The following is a 15404-nucleotide window of genomic DNA, read 5'->3' as shown; positions in this document are numbered from 1 at the left end:
CCGTCTGAATCCCGGGTACAACGGTGCAGAGTGTGTTGACAGATGATCTCTATTTCCATATTTCGCGAATTATGGAAATAGAGATCGCAGACAAGCTCAGCGCCCTTGCGCATCCCAACCGGCTGGCCCTGTTCCGCCTGCTGATGCGCCGCTATCCGGATGCCGTGCCCGCCGGAGAGATTGCCGCGGCACTGGCGTTCAAGGCCAATACAGCCTCTGCCTACCTGTCGGTACTTAAGCAAGCGGGGCTGATCAGCCAGCACCGCACCGGCACCTCGCTGATGTATACTGCCGATCTGCCGGGGCTGCGCGGCCTGTTCGATGACCTGCTGTCCGGCTGCTGCCAGAACCGGCCCGACATCTGCGCCACTGCCGGCACCGGGGCGATGCCGGTGCCAACCGCTGACCGCCCTTTGAACGTGCTGTTCATCTGCACCGGCAATTCTGCCAGATCGCTGCCGGCCGAAGCCATTCTCAACCGCGAGGGAGGCGGCAGGTTCCGCGCCTATTCCGCGGGCACCAGCCCGTCGCCCGGGCCGCGGCCGGAAGTGACCGCGCTGCTGCAAGCCAAGGGGTATGACACGGCCAGCCTGCGCGCCAAGGATCTAGGCGCGTTTTCCAGCCCGGAGGCGCCGCAAATGGATTTCGTCTTCACTGTCTGCGACCACGCCGCCAACGAGGAATGCCCGGCCTGGCCCGGCCAGCCGATGAGCGCCCACTGGGGCCTGGCCGACCCGGTCAAGGCCACAGGCACCGACGCCGAACGCCGCCTTGCCTTTCAGCAGGCCTATGGTCTGCTGCGCAACCGCATCAAAGCCTTTGTGGCGCTGCCTTTTGAGACCCTCGACCGCATGTCGCTTCAGCACCGGGTTGACGATATCGGCCGCGTGAACTCTTCCGACTAACCTTTTAGAACGGTCCTCATCCATGAACATTCTTGTCCTCTGCACCGGCAACTCCGCACGCTCGATCCTGCTGGAGTCGATCTTCAACACTCTGGGCGCAGGCCGCGTGCGGGCGTATTCGGCAGGCTCCAACCCAACCGGCAAAGTGCATCCGCAGTCGCTGGTGCTGCTTGAGGAACTGGGCCACGACACCTCCGGTGCCCGCTCCAAAAGCTGGGATGAATTTGCCGCCGAAGGCGCGCCGGAGATGGATATGGTGATCACAGTCTGCGCCTCTGCCGCGGGCGAAACCTGCCCGGTCTGGCCCGGCGCGCCGGTGCGCGCCCATTGGGGTGTCGAAGATCCGGCAGCGGCTGCGCAGCCGGACTGGGACGCTGCCTTCCGCGCCGCCTATGCCACGCTGGAACAGCGCGCCAAGGCGCTGCTGGAGATGCCGTTCGAAACCATGAGCCCGGCAGACCTGTCGCAGCAGCTCAAGCGGATTGGAGAGATCGCATGACCGCGCAGAAACTTCTGGCCGAGGGCCTGGGCACCGCGATGCTGCTGGTTGGGGTGGTTGGCTCCGGCATCATGGCGGAGACCCTTGCGGACGGCAACGTCGCCTTGGCGCTGCTGGCCAATGCCGTGGCCACGGGCTGTATGCTCTATGTGATCATCACCACCCTGGGCCCGGTCTCCGGCGCCCATTTCAATCCGGCGGTGACCCTCGCCTTTGCTCTGCGCCGCGAGCATCCCTGGAGCGCCGCGGCCCCCTATATGCTGGCGCAGACAGCCGGCGGCATCCTTGGCGTCTGGGCCTGCCATGCGATGTTCGACCTTGCAATTCTGCAAAGCTCAGCCACCATGCACCGCACCGGCAGCGGTCAGTGGTTTTCCGAGATCCTGGCCACCTTCGGGCTGCTGTTCGTGATCTTCGGGGGGCTGCGGTCGCGTCCCGACGCAGTGCCCCCGCTGGTTGGCCTCTACATCACCGGCGCCTATTGGTTCACCTCCTCCACCAGCTTTGCCAATCCGGCGGTGACCATTGCGCGCGGCTTCACCGATACCTTCGCAGGGATCTATCCGGGCCACATTCCGATGTTCATCGCGATGCAGCTGATTGCGGTCGGCATTGGCCACGTTGTGCTGACCCGCCTGTTTGCCGAACCTCCCGCCACGGCGGAAAGCCGCCGAGCCCGGCAGGGCTGATCCGACGCCCGCGGCGGGCCGTTACAAAATTGCCGGAAAAGTGATAACATGGGGGTCCAAAAAAACATAAACCGTTTGTCAGGGAGTGCCCCCCCATGCCTGTACAAGCAGCAGCTGCCAGCTGGATTGACAGGATGCCCCGCATCAAACAGCGCTTTCCGCATCTGAAAGCCAGCAATGCGCCGTCCATATTGGATGACCGGGACAAATTCGTTGCCTATCTGGCCCGTACCCATCACCTCACCTTGAATGAAGCCAGGGAGGAGGTGGACGATTTCCTGTATATCGAAAGCCTGCTGAGAGAGCTGGACGGGCGCAAGCACTAGTGCCCTGCCGTCAGGCCAGCGACGTCACCCAGAGGATCATTGCATCTTCGGGGCTGACGGAGATGACGTTGTGCCCCATGGCGGCATCGTAATAGGCGCTGTCGCCGCGGCGCATCTCGACCGGCTCATAGAACTCCGTGTAGAGCTTGACCACGCCAGTCAGCACATACAGGAACTCCTCGCCGTCATGGCGCACCCAACCGTCGAATTCTTCCATCGACCGCGCTCGCACCCGCGCACGGTACGGCAGCATCTGCTTGCGCGTGAGGCCGTCTGCCAGCAGTTCGTGCTCATAGGTCGCGGTGGCATGGGCGGATCCGTCGCCCGATTTGGTCACCGTCATGCGCCCGTTCACCTGATCCCGCTGCGGCGGCGTGAACAGCTGCGGAATAGTGATCTGCAAGCCTTCGGCCAGCTTTTTCAACGCCTCGTAAGTCGGTGACATCTGGCCGTTTTCGATTTTGGAAAGCGTTGAGCGGGCCAGCCCGGCCTGATTGGCCGCGTGCTCCAGCGTCCAGTCACGCGCCTTGCGCAGCTCCCGCACCCGGGCGCCCAGATCCAGCGGTTCTGCGTCGTCTTCGCCGCCATTGGCACGGGCGATGGTGATCAGGGATTTCGGGTCACGGCCAGTCATAGGCACTCTATAAGCCGCACCTGCGCGCCTTGCAACGCAGGACAGCGCGGGCTAGCCATTTGCCATGCTGTCTGTTTTTGATCAGGGGCCCTTCGCGCCCTGCCCGTCTCCCTTCAACCTGGCCGCCCACGTGCTGCGCCATGCCGGGCGCCTGGCGGAAAAGACCGCGCTGTCGGTCCTGACGGGCGATGCATGCGAAGATTGGAGCTTTGCCCGGCTGGAGGCCGCCGTCCGCGGCACCGGAACCGGGCTGCTGGCGGCCGGGCTCAAGCCCGGTGACATCGTGCTGATGCGGCTTGGCAACACGGTCGAGTTTCCGATCGCCTATCTCGGCGCCATTGCTGCCGGGCTGGTGCCGGTGCCCACCTCTGCCCAGCTGACGGAGGCCGAAACCGCCCGCATCATCGCGGATCTGAAGCCCGCGGCGGTTCTGCGGGATCCGGCAGTGGCCTGCGCGAGTCACCCGCACCAGATCACCACCGCAGACCTGCTGACGATGCACAGCCTTCCCTCCTGCGGCTACGCTTCCGGGGACCCGGACCGGCTGGCCTATGTGGTCTATACCTCGGGCACAAGCGGAAATCCGCGCGCCGTGGCGCATGCCCACCGGGCGGTCTGGGCGCGGCAGATGATGATTGACGGCTGGTACGGGCTGACGGAACAGGACCGGCTGCTGCACGCGGGTGCGTTCAACTGGACCTTCACGCTGGGCACCGGCCTGATGGACCCTTGGGCCGCGGGCGCCACGGCGCTGATCCCGGCGCCGGGCACACCGCCCGAAGACCTGCCACAGCTGCTGCGGCACCACCGCGCAACCCTGTTCGCCGCGGCCCCGGGCGTTTACCGCAAGATGCTGCGCGGCGCCCCCCTGGATCTGCCGGACCTGCGGCACGGGCTTTGCGCTGGTGAAAAGCTCTCACGCCACCTTCACGAAGCCTGGGAGGCCGCCGCCGGCCGCGGGCTTTATGAGGCTTTCGGCATGTCGGAATGCTCAACCTTCATTTCCGCGTCACCGTCGCACCCGGCACAGGAGGACGCATTGGGCCAGCCGCAAAAGGGCCGGAAGGTGGCCATTCTGGGCGCGGACGGGCCGGTCCCGATGGGTCAAGAAGGCACTATCGCCATCCACCGCACCGACCCCGGGCTGATGCTTGGCTATCTGAACGCGCCGGAAGAAACCGCCGCCCGTTACCAGGGCGAGTGGTTCCTGACCGGCGACCAGGGCGTGATGGCGGCGGACGGCCAGATAAGCTATCTGGGGCGTGGCGACGACATGATGAACGCCGGCGGTTACCGCGTTTCGCCAATCGAGGTCGAAACTGCACTCGCCGCCCACCCCGGCATCACCCAGGCCGGGGCCGCCGCGGTGGAGGTGAAGGAAGACACTTATGTCATCGCCGCCTTCTATACCGGTCCCGAAGAGTTGAAGACGGAAGAGCTGCAGGCCTTTGCATCCCGGCGCCTGGCCCGCTACAAGCAGCCCCGCGCCTATGTCCGCCTGGACGCGCTGCCCACCGGCGCCAACGGGAAACTGCTGCGCCGCGCCCTGCCTGCCCTGTTCAAAGGATGACCCACATGGCCACCGTCAAGCTCGACATCCTGTCGGACCCGATCTGCCCCTGGTGCTATATCGGCAAGACCCATCTGGACAAGGCGCTGGCCGAGGTGCCGGATCATCCCTTTGTCATCGAGTGGCACCCGTTCCAGCTGAACCCGGACATGCCGCGCGAGGGCATGGACCGGCGCGACTACCTGGAGCGCAAGTTCGGCGGCAAGGAGGGCGCGGTGAAGGCCTATGCCCCGGTGGTGGAACACGCGGAGAAGGCCGGGCTGACGATCAATTTCGAAGCGATGAAGCGCACCCCAAACACGCTGGATGCGCACCGACTGATCCATTGGGCCGGGATCGAGGGCAAGCAGACGCAGGTCGTCGATGCCCTGTTCAAAGCCTATTTCGTGGATGCCAAGGACATTGGCGACCATGCAGTCCTCGCGGAAATCGCACAGGAAGCCGGCATGGAGGCGGACGTCGCCGCCCGTCTGCTGGAAGGCGACAGCGACGTGCAGGAGATCCGCGACCGCGACGCCCATTCCCGCAAGATGGGGGTGACCTCGGTGCCGACCTTCATCGTTGCCAGCCAGCACGCGGTGCCGGGTGCGCAGCCGCCGGAGCTGTGGAAGCAGGTCATCGAGGACATTCTGCAGCAGCTGAAAGCAGCAGACGGCGCATAGCGCGCCGGGAATTTACTTAGCATCGCAACTATGCACAGTGCCCTGTGCAGCCGGGCGCTGGCACGGCTGGCCGGTTTATGGTAGCGGAACCGAACGGCTCCCAGACCGGCGTCATTTCCCCGGAATCCTCTGAAGAGCTGTTAGAGGTTTCAGATGTCACAGTCCCCCGCTCACGGCATGGCCAAGGCTGAGTTCATTGCGCTGATCGCGATGATGTTTGCCACCATTGCCTTTTCCATCGACGCGATGCTGCCCGCCCTGCCCGAGATCGGCGCAGCGCTGAGCCCGGACGACGTGAACCAAGCGCAGCTGGTGCTGACGTCCTTTGTGCTGGGCATGGGTGTAGGCACCTTTTTCACCGGCCCGCTGTCCGATGCCTTCGGCCGCAAGCGCGTCATTGCCGGCGGTGCGGTGCTGTATATCGTTGCCGCTGCGGTTGCCTGGCAGGCGCAATCGCTGGAGCTGCTGCTGGCCTCCCGCGTGGTTATGGGCCTGGGGGCCGCGGGGCCGCGCATTGTCGGCATCGCCATCGTGCGCGACCTGTATGCGGGCCGGGAAATGGCACGCCTGATGTCGATTGCGATGATGATCTTTACCCTGGTGCCGGCCTTCGCGCCGATGCTGGGCGCGGGCATCATCGCGTTTTCCGGGTGGCGCGGCATCTTCCTGGCCTTCGCCATCTTCGCCGTCATCATCGTGATGTGGATGGGACTGCGGCTGCCGGAAACCCTGGCCCGGGAAAACCGCCGCCCGTTCCGCCTGCCGCTGATGCTGGGCGCAGTAAAGGAGATGCTGGGCCATCCCACCGTGCGCCTGTCGATCATGGTGCAGACCCTGTGCCTGGGTATGCTGTTCACCATGCTGACCATGGTGCAGCCGGTCTATGATGTGATCTTCGGCCGGGCAGACAGCTTCCCGTTCTGGTTCGGCTTTGTGGCGCTGATGGCGGGAACGGCCAGCCTGCTGAACGCCGCTATCGTGGTCCGGGTCGGGATGCGCCGCATCGTGACATGGTCGCTTGCCGTGCAGATCGTCGCCTCTGCCGCTATGCTGTTCCTCAGCTGCAGCCCGCTGCCGGACGGGCTGCTGTTCGGCCTGTTCATCGCCTGGCAGACCAGTGTTTTCTTTCTGGCCGGCACCACCCTGGGCAACCTGAACGCCATCGCGATGGAGCCGATGGGCCATATCGCCGGCATGGCGGCCTCGGTGATCGGGGCGATCTCCACCGTTCTGGCCGCCGCCATTGCCGCCCCGGTCGGACTGTTGTTCGACGGCTCCCTGATGCCGCTGGGCGCCGGGCTGCTGACCATGGCGGCTCTCGGTTTCCTGCTGATGCTGCAGATGGCCAGAGCTGAAGCGCGGCTGCCCGCCGAATAAGCGTCTTGCCCGTTTGGGAGCCAAACCCTAACCTCTCCAATCAGTTGGGGAGGTTTTTTTCATGGGCTACGATTATGATCTCGGCAGCTATTCCTGCCCGGTGACCACCACCTCGCCCGAGGCGCAGCGCTGGTTCGACCGCGGCCTGGTCTGGACCTATGGCTACAATCACGAGGAAGCCATCGCCTGCTTCCAGCGCGCGCTGAAGCATGATCCGCGGTGCGCCATGGCCCATTGGGGCGTGGCCTATGCGGCTGGGCCGAACTACAACCTGCCCTGGGCCTTGCGTGACGATCAGGGCCGCGCCAAGGCGCTGGCCGAAGCCTTTGACGCCGCCAAATCCGCGCTGGCCTGCAGCGAGGGCTGCAGCGAGCCTGAACAGCAGCTGATCCGTGCCCTGCAGGCCCGCTACCCCCAGCGCACGGCAGTGGAGGACATGCACGCCTGGGACTATGCCTTTGCCGATGCCATGCGCGCGGCCTTTGCCGCCTGCCCCGATCACCTGGACCTGCGCACGGTCTATGCCGAGAGCCTCTTGAATCTGACACCTTGGCAGATGTGGGATCTGAAGTCCGGCCAGCCCGCCGAAGGTGCCGCCACGCTGGAGGCACAGGAGGTCTTGGAATGGGCGATGGACAACGCCCCCGGCGCCATGCGGCACCCGGGCCTGCTGCATCTTTATGTGCATCTGATGGAGATGTCGCCTGTGCCGGAAAAGGCGCTGAAGGCCGCCGACGTGCTGCGCACGCTGGTTCCGGATGCCGGCCACCTGGTGCATATGCCAACCCATATCGACGTGCTGTGCGGCGATTACCACAGCGTGGTGCATTGGAACCAGAAAGCGATTGAGGCGGACCTCAAGTATTACCAGCGCGAGGGCGCCTTCAACATCTACACCGGCTACCGCCAGCACAATTACCACTTCGTCATTTTCGGGGCGATGTTCCTGGGCCAGCTTGCGCCCGCGCTGGAGGCCAATCAGGGCATATTGGACACGACGCCGGAGGACATGCTGCGCATCGAAAGCCCGCCGATGGCGGATTATTTCGAAAGCTACATGGCGATGCACCCGCATATACTGGTGCGCTTCGGGCGCTGGGAGGAGGCGATGGCGCTGAAGCTGCCCACGGACCCGGAGCTGTACCGGACCCTCACGGCCAACACCCATTACGCCCGGGCCGTCGCCTATGCCGCAACCGGCCGGGTGGCGGAAGCCGAGGCCGAGGAGCAGAAGTTCCTGGCGGCCAAGGCCCGGGTGCCCGACACCCGTCTCCTGCACAACAACCGGGTGGTGGATCTGCTTGAAATCGCGACAGAAATGCTGCGCGGTGAGATCGAATACCGCAAGGGCAATTACGACGCGGCCTTTGCCCATCTGCGCCGCTCGGCGGATCTGGACGACACCCTGCCGTATGATGAGCCCTGGGGCTGGATGCAGCCAACCCGCCACGCACTGGGGGCGCTGCTGTTTGAGCAGGGCCGCGCGGCAGAGGCCGAAGCGGTCTACCGCGCCGACCTCGGGCTGGATGGCAGCCTGCCGCGCGCGTCGGTCCATCCGGACAATATCTGGAGCCTCAAAGGCCTGCATGACTGCCTGAAGGCCCGCGGCGAAGATATTGAAATCGAACACATAAAACAGAAACTGGATCTGGCGCTGGCACGCGCTGACCGCGCCGTTGCCGCGTCCTGTTTCTGCGCTCAGGCGGCGATGACGCCCAGCTCCTGCTGCGGCTGAGAAAATTTCTTGCGAAGAAGTTTGCCAAGGAAGTTTGAATTTCCTTGGCGTATTTTACCCCGCCTTCGCCTTCTTCTTCTCGGCCACGACTTTCTCTGCCAGATCGCGGGCGATGGCAAAGGCGCCTTTGATCTTGTCGGCGTCCTTCTTCCAGTCCCGGCGCACCACGATCTTGTTGTCTTTCACCTTGGCCAGGCCGTTCTGGCCTTGGATGAACTCCACCAGCCCCTGCGGCGAGGCGAATTTGTCGTTGTGGAACTGGATCGTCGCCCCCTTGGGGCCGCCGTCCATCTTGGCGATGCCTGCGCGCTTGCACATCGCCTTGATCCGCACCACCAGCATCAGCGTGTTCACTTCCTTGGGCAGCTTGCCGAACCGGTCGATCAGCTCCGCGGCAAAGCCTTCCAACTCCACCTTGGTCGACAGCGACGACAGGCGGCGGTAGAGGCCGAGGCGCACATCGAGATCCGGCACGTAATCCTCGGGGATCAGCACCGGAACGCCCAGATTGATTTGCGGCGCCCATTGATCATCGGCCTCCGACAGGCCCTCCATCTCGCCCGCCTTGATCTTGGCAATCGCCTCTTCCAGCATCGACTGGTAGAGTTCGTAGCCCACATCGCGCATCTGGCCGGACTGCTCCTCGCCCAACAGGTTGCCGGCGCCCCGGATATCAAGGTCTTGCGAGGCAAGGGTAAAGCCCGCGCCCAGCGTATCCAGCGAGCCCAGCACCCGCAGACGTTTCTCTGCCGCGGGCGTCAGCCGCTGGCGCGGTTTGGTGGTGAGGTAGGCATAGGCGCGGGTTTTGGAGCGCCCGACCCGGCCGCGGATCTGATAGAGCTGCGACAGGCCGAACATGTCGGCGCGGTGCACCACCATGGTGTTGGCGGTCGGAATATCCAGGCCGCTTTCCACAATCGTGGTGGCCAGCAGCACATCGTATTTGCCGTCATAGAAGGCGTTCATCCGGTCATCGAGCTCCCCAGCCGCCATCTGGCCGTGCGCCACCACGTAAGTCAGCTCCGGCAGCTGCGCCTTCAGGAACTCCTCGACCTCCGGAAGGTCGGTGATCCGCGGCACCACATAGAAGCTCTGGCCGCCACGGTAATGCTCGCGCAGCAGCGCCTCGCGGATGGTGACGCTGTCGAATTCGCTCACATAGGTGCGGATCGCCAGACGGTCCACCGGGGGCGTGCCGATGATCGACAGATCCCGCACGCCGGTGAGGCTGAGCTGCAGCGTGCGCGGGATCGGCGTGGCCGTCAGGGTCAGCACGTGGATATCGCTGCGCAGCTGTTTCAGGCGCTCCTTGTGGGCGACGCCAAAGTGCTGTTCTTCGTCGATGATCAGCAGGCCGAGGTTCTGGAACTTGATGTTCTTGGCCAGCACCGCATGGGTGCCGACCACGATATCGACGGTCCCCTTGCCCAGACCCTCGCGGGTCTTGCTGGCCTCTTTCGTGGAAACAAAGCGCGATAGCTGCCTGACTTCCAAGGGGAAACCGCGGAACCGCTCCTTGAAGGAGGCCGCGTGCTGGCGGGCCAGCAGCGTGGTGGGCGCCACCACCGCCACCTGCAGACCGGACATCGCCGCCACAAAGGCCGCGCGCATCGCCACCTCGGTCTTGCCAAAGCCGACGTCGCCGCAGATCAGCCGGTCCATCGGCTGGCCGGAATGAAGATCCTCCATCACGTCCTCGATGGCGCGCAGCTGGTCGTCGGTCTCCTGATAGGGGAAGCGGGCCGAAAATTCCTCCCAGGCGTGCGGCGGCGGGTCCATCACCGGGGCCTTGCGCAGGGCGCGCTCTGCCGCGATGCGGATCAGCTTGTCCGCCATCTCGCGGATGCGTTCCTTGAGCTTGGCTTTCTTGGCCTGCCAGGCGCCGCCGCCCAGACGGTCCAGCAGCCCTTCCTCGTGGCCGTATTTGGACAAGAGCTCGATGTTCTCGACTGGCAGGTACAGCTTGGACTGTTCAGCGTATTCCAGCAGGATGCATTCATGCGCGGCCCCCGCGGCGGTGACCACCTCCAGCCCCTTGTAGCGGCCGATGCCGTGGTCCACATGCACCACCAGATCGCCGGGACTGAGCGACTGGGTTTCGGTCAGGAAATTCTCTGCCTTGCGGCGCTTCTTCGGCGCCCGGATCAGCCGGTCGCCCAGCACGTCCTGTTCCGAGATCACCGTCAGGCCGGGCGCCTCGAACCCGTGCTCCAGCGCCCAGACCGCCAGATGCAGGCCGGACTTGCCGATGCGGGTGCCGTCCATCACCGGAATCGCTTCCGCCAGTCCCTCGTCCTCGATCAGCCCGGACAGACGCTCCCGCGCGCCCTCGGAGTAGGAGGCGACCAGAACCGGCCCCTCCTGCATCCGCGTTTTAATATGTGCGGCCAACGCCCCGAACAAGCTGACGTTCTCCTGCTGGCGCTCGGGCGCGAAATTGCGGCCGATCCGCCCGCCCGCGTCCACCGTGCCAGGCCCGGACGCCTGAGGCAGCGGGTGGAATTGCACCACGCGCATGTCCGCCACCGCCGTCTCCCAGGCGGCATCGTCCAGATACAGCAGGCCCGGGGGCGCGGGCTTGTAGACCGTGTCGAGGCGGCCCTTCTGCTCCATCGCGTGCTTGCGGGTCTGGTACTGGTCCTCGATGCTGTCCCAGCGCGCCAGCCGCGCCGGCGTCACCTGGTCATCCAGCGTCACCGCCGCCTGCGGCAGGTAGTCGAACAGGGTTTCCAGCTTCTCATGGAAAAACGGCAGCCAGTGCTCGATCCCCTGGTGCTTGCGCCCTGCACTGACAGCTTCATACAGGGGATCGTCGGTTCCAGCGGCGCCGAATTCGATCCGGTAATTCTGCCGGAACCGCGTGATCGCCGCCTCGTCCAGGATCACCTCGGAGACCGGCGCCAGTTCCACCACGTCCAGCTTTTCCGTGGTGCGCTGCGACACCGGATCAAACCGCCGCGCGCCGTCCAGCACGTCGCCGAACAGGTCCAGCCGCACCGGGCCGCTTTCGCCCGGCGGGAAGATGTCGATGATGCCGCCGCGGACCGCATAATCGCCCGGCTCCATCACCGTCGGGCTTTGGGTGAACCCCATGCGGACCAGGAAGCTGCGCAGCGCGCCCTCATCAATCCGCTGGTCAACGCGGGCGGTAAAGGCCGCCTCGCGCAGCACCTCGCGGGCAGGCACCCGCTGGCTGGCGGCGTTGAGCGTGGTCAGCAGCACGAACTGCTTGGGCATTTGGTGCACCAGCGCCGCCAGGGTGGCCATCCGCGCCGCCGAAATGTCGGCGTTGGGTGACACCCGGTCATACGGCAGGCAGTCCCAGCCCGGGAACACAAACACCGGCATGTCCGGCGCAAAGAAGGCCAGCGCGGCCCGCATCGCCTCCATCCGCTTGTCGTCGCGGGCCACATGCAGCACCGGCGCGCCGGAGGATTGGACCTCTTTCAGGATCAGCCGGGCGTCGAACCCTTCGGGCGCGCCGCCCATGGTGATTGCACGCTGTGCCATGCGTTATCCTCTCCAGAAATCCGCCAAGCGCGCCGGCCCGGCACCTGCCCGGCCGCCTGTTGCGCCGCCTGTCACAATGCTCCGATCGTCAGGTTCTGATACATGCCCCAGAACGCGGTGACCACAATGGATATCACGCCGACGAACTGGATATAGAGGCGGCAAAAGGCCAAGCGCTTGCGCAGCGCCTCGCCCGTCGCCCCCTCCTGCGCGATGCGGCGGGCGGTGAAATAGCTGATCACCCCGACCACCGCCATCGGGAAGGCCAGCAGAAACACCGCCTGGGCGATTTCCAGCAGATAGACAAAGCCCAGCATCGCCAGGCCAGACAGCAGGAAACACGACAGCGCCACCAGCCAGGGCCCCGACACCTCGGAAATATACATCAGCCGGTTCACGTTGACCCGGGCGATATCCTCCAGGTCCTGTTCCGCCTGGCCGCCCTTGCGCTGCGCCCGGTAGACCATGTCATAGGGCACCCCCAGGATCCAATGGCTGGCTGAGGACCACAGCACCGCCAGCGAAATCCAGTACCACAGGTTGGAGAATGACCGCAGCTCAATCATCTCATAGATAATATGAAGCAGATCCACGCCAGCCCCCATCTTGCGCCCGCAGGTTTCCGGGCCGGAATATCGTCAACCGGACCTATATCAACCGGGAAGCGCGCGCAGGCAAGCCCCGCAGGTTGCACAAGTTTTCCGGCGCGGCGAATGTGCCTCTTGTTCCCGGGGCCGCTTCCATGCCACCCATGGGCCAGCCAAAACGAGAGACCGCCATGAAGCCCACCGTCGCGCCCTTTCCCGCCGCCCGCCTGCGCCGCACCCGTGCCAGCCAGGCGATCCGCAACCTGGTGCAGGAAAACACCCTGACCCCGTCCGATTTCATCTGGCCGGTGTTTGTCCGCGACGGTGATGGCGTTGAGGAACCGGTCGCCTCCATGCCCGGCGTGATGCGGCGCTCGGTGGACAAGATCGCCGAAGCCGCGGTTGAGGCGCAGGCGCTGGGGATCCCGGCCATCTGCCTGTTTCCCTATACCGACGCCTCGCTCAAGACCGAGGACTGCGCCGAGGCCTGGAATCCGGACAATCTGACCAACCGCGCCATCCGCGCCATTAAGGACGCGGCGCCGGAAATTGCGGTGATGACCGACGTGGCGCTGGACCCCTACAATATCAACGGCCACGACGGCTATGTGGTGGACGGCGAGATCGTCAATGACGCCACGGTGGAGGCGCTGGTCAAGATGACACTCGCGCAGGCGGATGCCGGCGCGGACATCATCGGCCCCTCCGACATGATGGACGGCCGCATCGGCGCCATGCGCAACGCGCTGGAAAACGCGGGCCACCACAACGTGGCAATCCTGTCCTATGCGGCCAAATACGCCTCTGCCTACTACGGGCCGTTCCGCGATGCGGTTGGGGCCTCCGGCGCGCTGAAGGGCGACAAGAAGACATATCAGATGGACCCGGCCAACAGCGACGAGGCGCTGCGGCTGATTGAGCGCGACCTGATGGAAGGCGCCGACATGGTGATGGTCAAGCCCGGCATCGCCTATCTGGACATCTGCCACCGCGTGAAATCCGCCTTTGGCGTCCCGACCTATGCCTATCAGGTCTCCGGCGAATACGCGATGATCCAGGCGGCGGCGCAAAACGGCTGGATCGACGGCGAAAAGGTGATGATGGAAAGCCTGATGGCCTTCAAGCGGGCTGGCTGCAACGGCATCCTGACCTATTTCGCCCCGGCGGCGGCCAAGCTGCTGAACGGCTGACGGCTGCGCCGGATCACTTCAGCGGGAAGCCGCCAACAACCGCTTTGCAATTGATGACAGGCAGCGGTTTTCCGCGTATACACAACCCCAGAGCCGGGCCAAACCGGCCTTGCAGCAAATCATTACAGGCACCTGAGAAATGAGCAGTTTTTCCTCTTCCCGCATGACCCGCCGCGGCTTTGCCCTGGCCGCCCTGGCCGGTGCCGGGGTTACCGCCGCCTGCGGCAACGGCGTCGGCAACAGCAACGCCGCCACCATCGACGCCCGTGTTGATGCGACGCTGAACCAGATGTACAGCCAGTACCCCAACACCCGCACCCTGGCCGAAAAGGCAACCGGCATGCTGGTGATGCCGCTGGTGACAGAGGCCGGCTTTGTGTTCGGCGGCGCCTACGGGCGCGGTGCGCTGCGGATCAACGGCGTGACTGTCGACTACTATTCCACCGTCAAAGGCAACGCAGGGCTGCAGATCGGCGCCCAGCAATATGCCCATGTGCTGTTCTTCATGACCCAGGACGCGCTGGCCGGCTTCCGCCGCTCCTCCGGCTGGGCCGCAGGCGCCGACGTGGAATATGTGATCAAGGACGAGGGCAACTCGCTGACCGCTGACACCAATACCCTGACCTCGCCGGTGCTTGCCGCCGTCTTCGGGCAGGCCGGCCTGCGTGTGGGCGCCACCCTGGAAGGCACCAAATACACCCGCATCATCCCCTGAACGGGAACCGGCCGGCAAGGATCCGCTCCTTCATCTAGCCCGAAATATCTCCGCCGGAGGCATGGCCTTTCCAACCGGAAAGGCCACTTTCATTTCCGCTCAGCCCAACTGGCGCAGGCGTTTGAACAGCGACGAGGTATCCCAGCGCCCGCCGCCCATCTTCTGCACGTCCTTGTAGAACTGATCGACCAGAGCCGTCACCGGCAGGCTGGCGCCGGTTTCATCGGCGGCATCCAGGCAGATGCCCAGATCCTTGCGCATCCAATCCACCGCAAAGCCGTGCTCGAAGTGATCGTCCAGCATGGTCTCGTAACGGTTGGCCATCTGCCAGCTTCCCGCCGCGCCCTGGCTGATCACCTCGACCACCGCGCGCCCGTCCAGCCCAGCTTTCTCAGCGAAATGCAGCGCCTCGCTCAAGCCCTGAACCAGCCCGGCGATGGCGATCTGGTTGCACATCTTGGTCATTTGCCCGGCGCCGCTCTCGCCGATGCGGCGGCAGATGCGGGCATAGGCGCCGATCACCGGCTCCGCCCGCGCATAGGCATCCTCATCACCGCCGCACATGACTGACAGCGCGCCGTTCTCCGCCCCGGCCTGACCGCCGGAAATCGGCGCATCCACAAGGGCGGCGCCGTGGTCCTGCGCCGCCGCATACAGCTCTCGCGTTACCTTGGCCGATACTGTGGTGTGGTCGACAAACACCGTGCCCTTGGCCATGCCCGCAAAAGCGCCATCCGCCCCCAGGCACACCGACCGCAGGTCATCGTCGTTGCCGACACAGGCCATGACGAACTCCGCGCCCGCAGCCGCGGCGCGCGGGGTGGCGGCGAAATGGCCGCCATGCTCTTTGGCCCAGGCTTTGGCCTTGGCCTCGGTGCGGTTATAGACGGTGACCTCATGGCCCGCGGCCTGCAGGTGGCCGGCCATCGGATACCCCATGACGCCGAGCCCCAGAAACGCGATTTTTGCCATTTGCTTTTCCCTTGATCTGTCTTCGCTTATGTT

Annotated in this window: 14 protein-coding genes; 10 read left to right on the top strand and 4 right to left on the bottom strand. The window is 64.9% G+C overall.

Annotated elements, in window-relative coordinates:
- Positions 1-71 precede the first annotated feature (71 nt).
- The 4 genes from CAER_RS0122735 (at position 72) to CAER_RS0122720 (ending at position 2419) form a co-directional block, all read left to right on the top strand.
- Positions 72-905, top strand: a complete 834-nt coding sequence (locus CAER_RS0122735) for an arsenate reductase/protein-tyrosine-phosphatase family protein (RefSeq protein WP_027237525.1) — start codon at positions 72-74, stop codon at positions 903-905.
- Positions 906-927: 22 nt separating this feature from the next.
- A complete protein-coding gene (locus CAER_RS0122730; RefSeq protein WP_027237524.1) occupies positions 928-1404 on the top strand; it encodes an arsenate reductase ArsC in 477 nt (158 codons plus the stop codon).
- Positions 1401-2093, top strand: coding sequence for an aquaporin (locus tag CAER_RS0122725; RefSeq protein ID WP_027237523.1), 693 nt, complete (start codon positions 1401-1403; stop codon positions 2091-2093). The genes CAER_RS0122730 and CAER_RS0122725 overlap by 4 nt, the downstream gene beginning before the upstream one ends.
- Positions 2094-2188: 95 nt before the next feature.
- Positions 2189-2419, top strand: coding sequence for a hypothetical protein (locus CAER_RS0122720; RefSeq protein WP_008556657.1), 231 nt, complete (start codon positions 2189-2191; stop codon positions 2417-2419).
- Between the two features lie 10 nt (positions 2420-2429).
- Here the strand turns inward: CAER_RS0122720 and CAER_RS0122715 are convergent, their stop codons facing one another.
- Complete coding sequence (locus CAER_RS0122715) at positions 2430-3053, bottom strand: helix-turn-helix domain-containing protein (RefSeq protein ID WP_027237522.1); 624 nt, start codon at positions 3051-3053, stop codon at positions 2430-2432.
- A 64-nt stretch (positions 3054-3117) separates the two neighbouring features.
- Here CAER_RS0122715 and CAER_RS0122710 point away from each other — a divergent pair, with 64 nt between their 5' ends.
- From CAER_RS0122710 to CAER_RS0122695, 4 genes are all read left to right on the top strand, one after another.
- Positions 3118-4623, top strand: coding sequence for a class I adenylate-forming enzyme family protein (locus tag CAER_RS0122710; RefSeq protein ID WP_027237521.1), 1506 nt, complete (start codon positions 3118-3120; stop codon positions 4621-4623).
- A 5-nt stretch (positions 4624-4628) separates the two neighbouring features.
- Positions 4629-5285 (top strand): DsbA family oxidoreductase, encoded by a 657-nt coding sequence (locus CAER_RS0122705; protein ID WP_154667821.1) that lies wholly within the window; start codon positions 4629-4631, stop codon positions 5283-5285.
- Positions 5286-5438: 153 nt separating this feature from the next.
- Complete coding sequence (locus tag CAER_RS0122700) at positions 5439-6662, top strand: MFS transporter (protein ID WP_027237519.1); 1224 nt, start codon at positions 5439-5441, stop codon at positions 6660-6662.
- A 61-nt stretch (positions 6663-6723) separates the two neighbouring features.
- A complete protein-coding gene (locus tag CAER_RS0122695; protein WP_027237518.1) occupies positions 6724-8397 on the top strand; it encodes a tetratricopeptide repeat protein in 1674 nt (557 codons plus the stop codon).
- 54 nt (positions 8398-8451) lie between these two features.
- Here the strand turns inward: CAER_RS0122695 and mfd are convergent, their stop codons facing one another.
- Together mfd and CAER_RS0122685 are read right to left on the bottom strand one after the other, a co-directional pair.
- Entirely contained in the window at positions 8452-11907 is a 3456-nt protein-coding gene (gene mfd, locus CAER_RS0122690; RefSeq protein ID WP_027237517.1) for a transcription-repair coupling factor, read from the bottom strand.
- Between the two features lie 71 nt (positions 11908-11978).
- On the bottom strand, positions 11979-12500 hold the full coding sequence (locus tag CAER_RS0122685) for a hypothetical protein (RefSeq protein ID WP_027237516.1): 522 nt from the start codon (positions 12498-12500) through the stop codon (positions 11979-11981).
- A gap of 185 nt (positions 12501-12685) precedes the next feature.
- Between CAER_RS0122685 and hemB the strand changes: the two genes are divergently transcribed.
- Positions 12686-13684 carry a porphobilinogen synthase gene (gene hemB / locus CAER_RS0122680; RefSeq protein ID WP_027237515.1) on the top strand — a complete coding sequence of 333 codons (999 nt, stop codon included), beginning with the start codon at positions 12686-12688 and terminating at the stop codon, positions 13682-13684.
- A 139-nt stretch (positions 13685-13823) separates the two neighbouring features.
- Positions 13824-14399 (top strand): lipid-binding SYLF domain-containing protein, encoded by a 576-nt coding sequence (locus tag CAER_RS0122675; protein WP_027237514.1) that lies wholly within the window; start codon positions 13824-13826, stop codon positions 14397-14399.
- Positions 14400-14498: 99 nt separating this feature from the next.
- Here CAER_RS0122675 and CAER_RS0122670 read toward each other — a convergent pair whose 3' ends face one another.
- Positions 14499-15371: an NAD(P)-dependent oxidoreductase gene (locus CAER_RS0122670; RefSeq protein ID WP_027237513.1), complete on the bottom strand. Its 873-nt coding sequence runs from the start codon at positions 15369-15371 to the stop codon at positions 14499-14501.
- Positions 15372-15404: the final 33 nt, after the last annotated feature.

Origin of the sequence: Leisingera caerulea DSM 24564 (assembly GCF_000473325.1) — a bacterium.
In the GTDB taxonomy this organism is placed as follows: domain Bacteria; phylum Pseudomonadota; class Alphaproteobacteria; order Rhodobacterales; family Rhodobacteraceae; genus Leisingera; species Leisingera caerulea.
This window is presented reverse-complemented; position numbering and strand designations above follow the sequence as displayed.

What these genes read in the sequence shown, in the direction of transcription:
- CAER_RS0122735 (WP_027237525.1), top strand. Translation starts at nt 72, where the DNA reads ATGGAAATAGAGATCGCAGACAAGCTCAGCGCCCTTGCGCATCCCAAC.
- CAER_RS0122725 (WP_027237523.1), top strand. Translation starts at nt 1,401, where the DNA reads ATGACCGCGCAGAAACTTCTGGCCGAGGGCCTGGGCACCGCGATGCTG.
- CAER_RS0122720 (WP_008556657.1), top strand. Translation starts at nt 2,189, where the DNA reads ATGCCTGTACAAGCAGCAGCTGCCAGCTGGATTGACAGGATGCCCCGC.
- hemB (WP_027237515.1), top strand. Translation starts at nt 12,686, where the DNA reads ATGAAGCCCACCGTCGCGCCCTTTCCCGCCGCCCGCCTGCGCCGCACC.
- CAER_RS0122675 (WP_027237514.1), top strand. Translation starts at nt 13,824, where the DNA reads ATGAGCAGTTTTTCCTCTTCCCGCATGACCCGCCGCGGCTTTGCCCTG.
- CAER_RS0122730 (WP_027237524.1), top strand. Translation starts at nt 928, where the DNA reads ATGAACATTCTTGTCCTCTGCACCGGCAACTCCGCACGCTCGATCCTG.
- CAER_RS0122700 (WP_027237519.1), top strand. Translation starts at nt 5,439, where the DNA reads ATGTCACAGTCCCCCGCTCACGGCATGGCCAAGGCTGAGTTCATTGCG.
- CAER_RS0122710 (WP_027237521.1), top strand. Translation starts at nt 3,118, where the DNA reads ATGCTGTCTGTTTTTGATCAGGGGCCCTTCGCGCCCTGCCCGTCTCCC.
- CAER_RS0122670 (WP_027237513.1), bottom strand. Translation starts at nt 15,371, where the DNA reads ATGGCAAAAATCGCGTTTCTGGGGCTCGGCGTCATGGGGTATCCGATG.
- mfd (WP_027237517.1), bottom strand. Translation starts at nt 11,907, where the DNA reads ATGGCACAGCGTGCAATCACCATGGGCGGCGCGCCCGAAGGGTTCGAC.
- CAER_RS0122695 (WP_027237518.1), top strand. Translation starts at nt 6,724, where the DNA reads ATGGGCTACGATTATGATCTCGGCAGCTATTCCTGCCCGGTGACCACC.
- CAER_RS0122715 (WP_027237522.1), bottom strand. Translation starts at nt 3,053, where the DNA reads ATGACTGGCCGTGACCCGAAATCCCTGATCACCATCGCCCGTGCCAAT.
- CAER_RS0122705 (WP_154667821.1), top strand. Translation starts at nt 4,629, where the DNA reads ATGGCCACCGTCAAGCTCGACATCCTGTCGGACCCGATCTGCCCCTGG.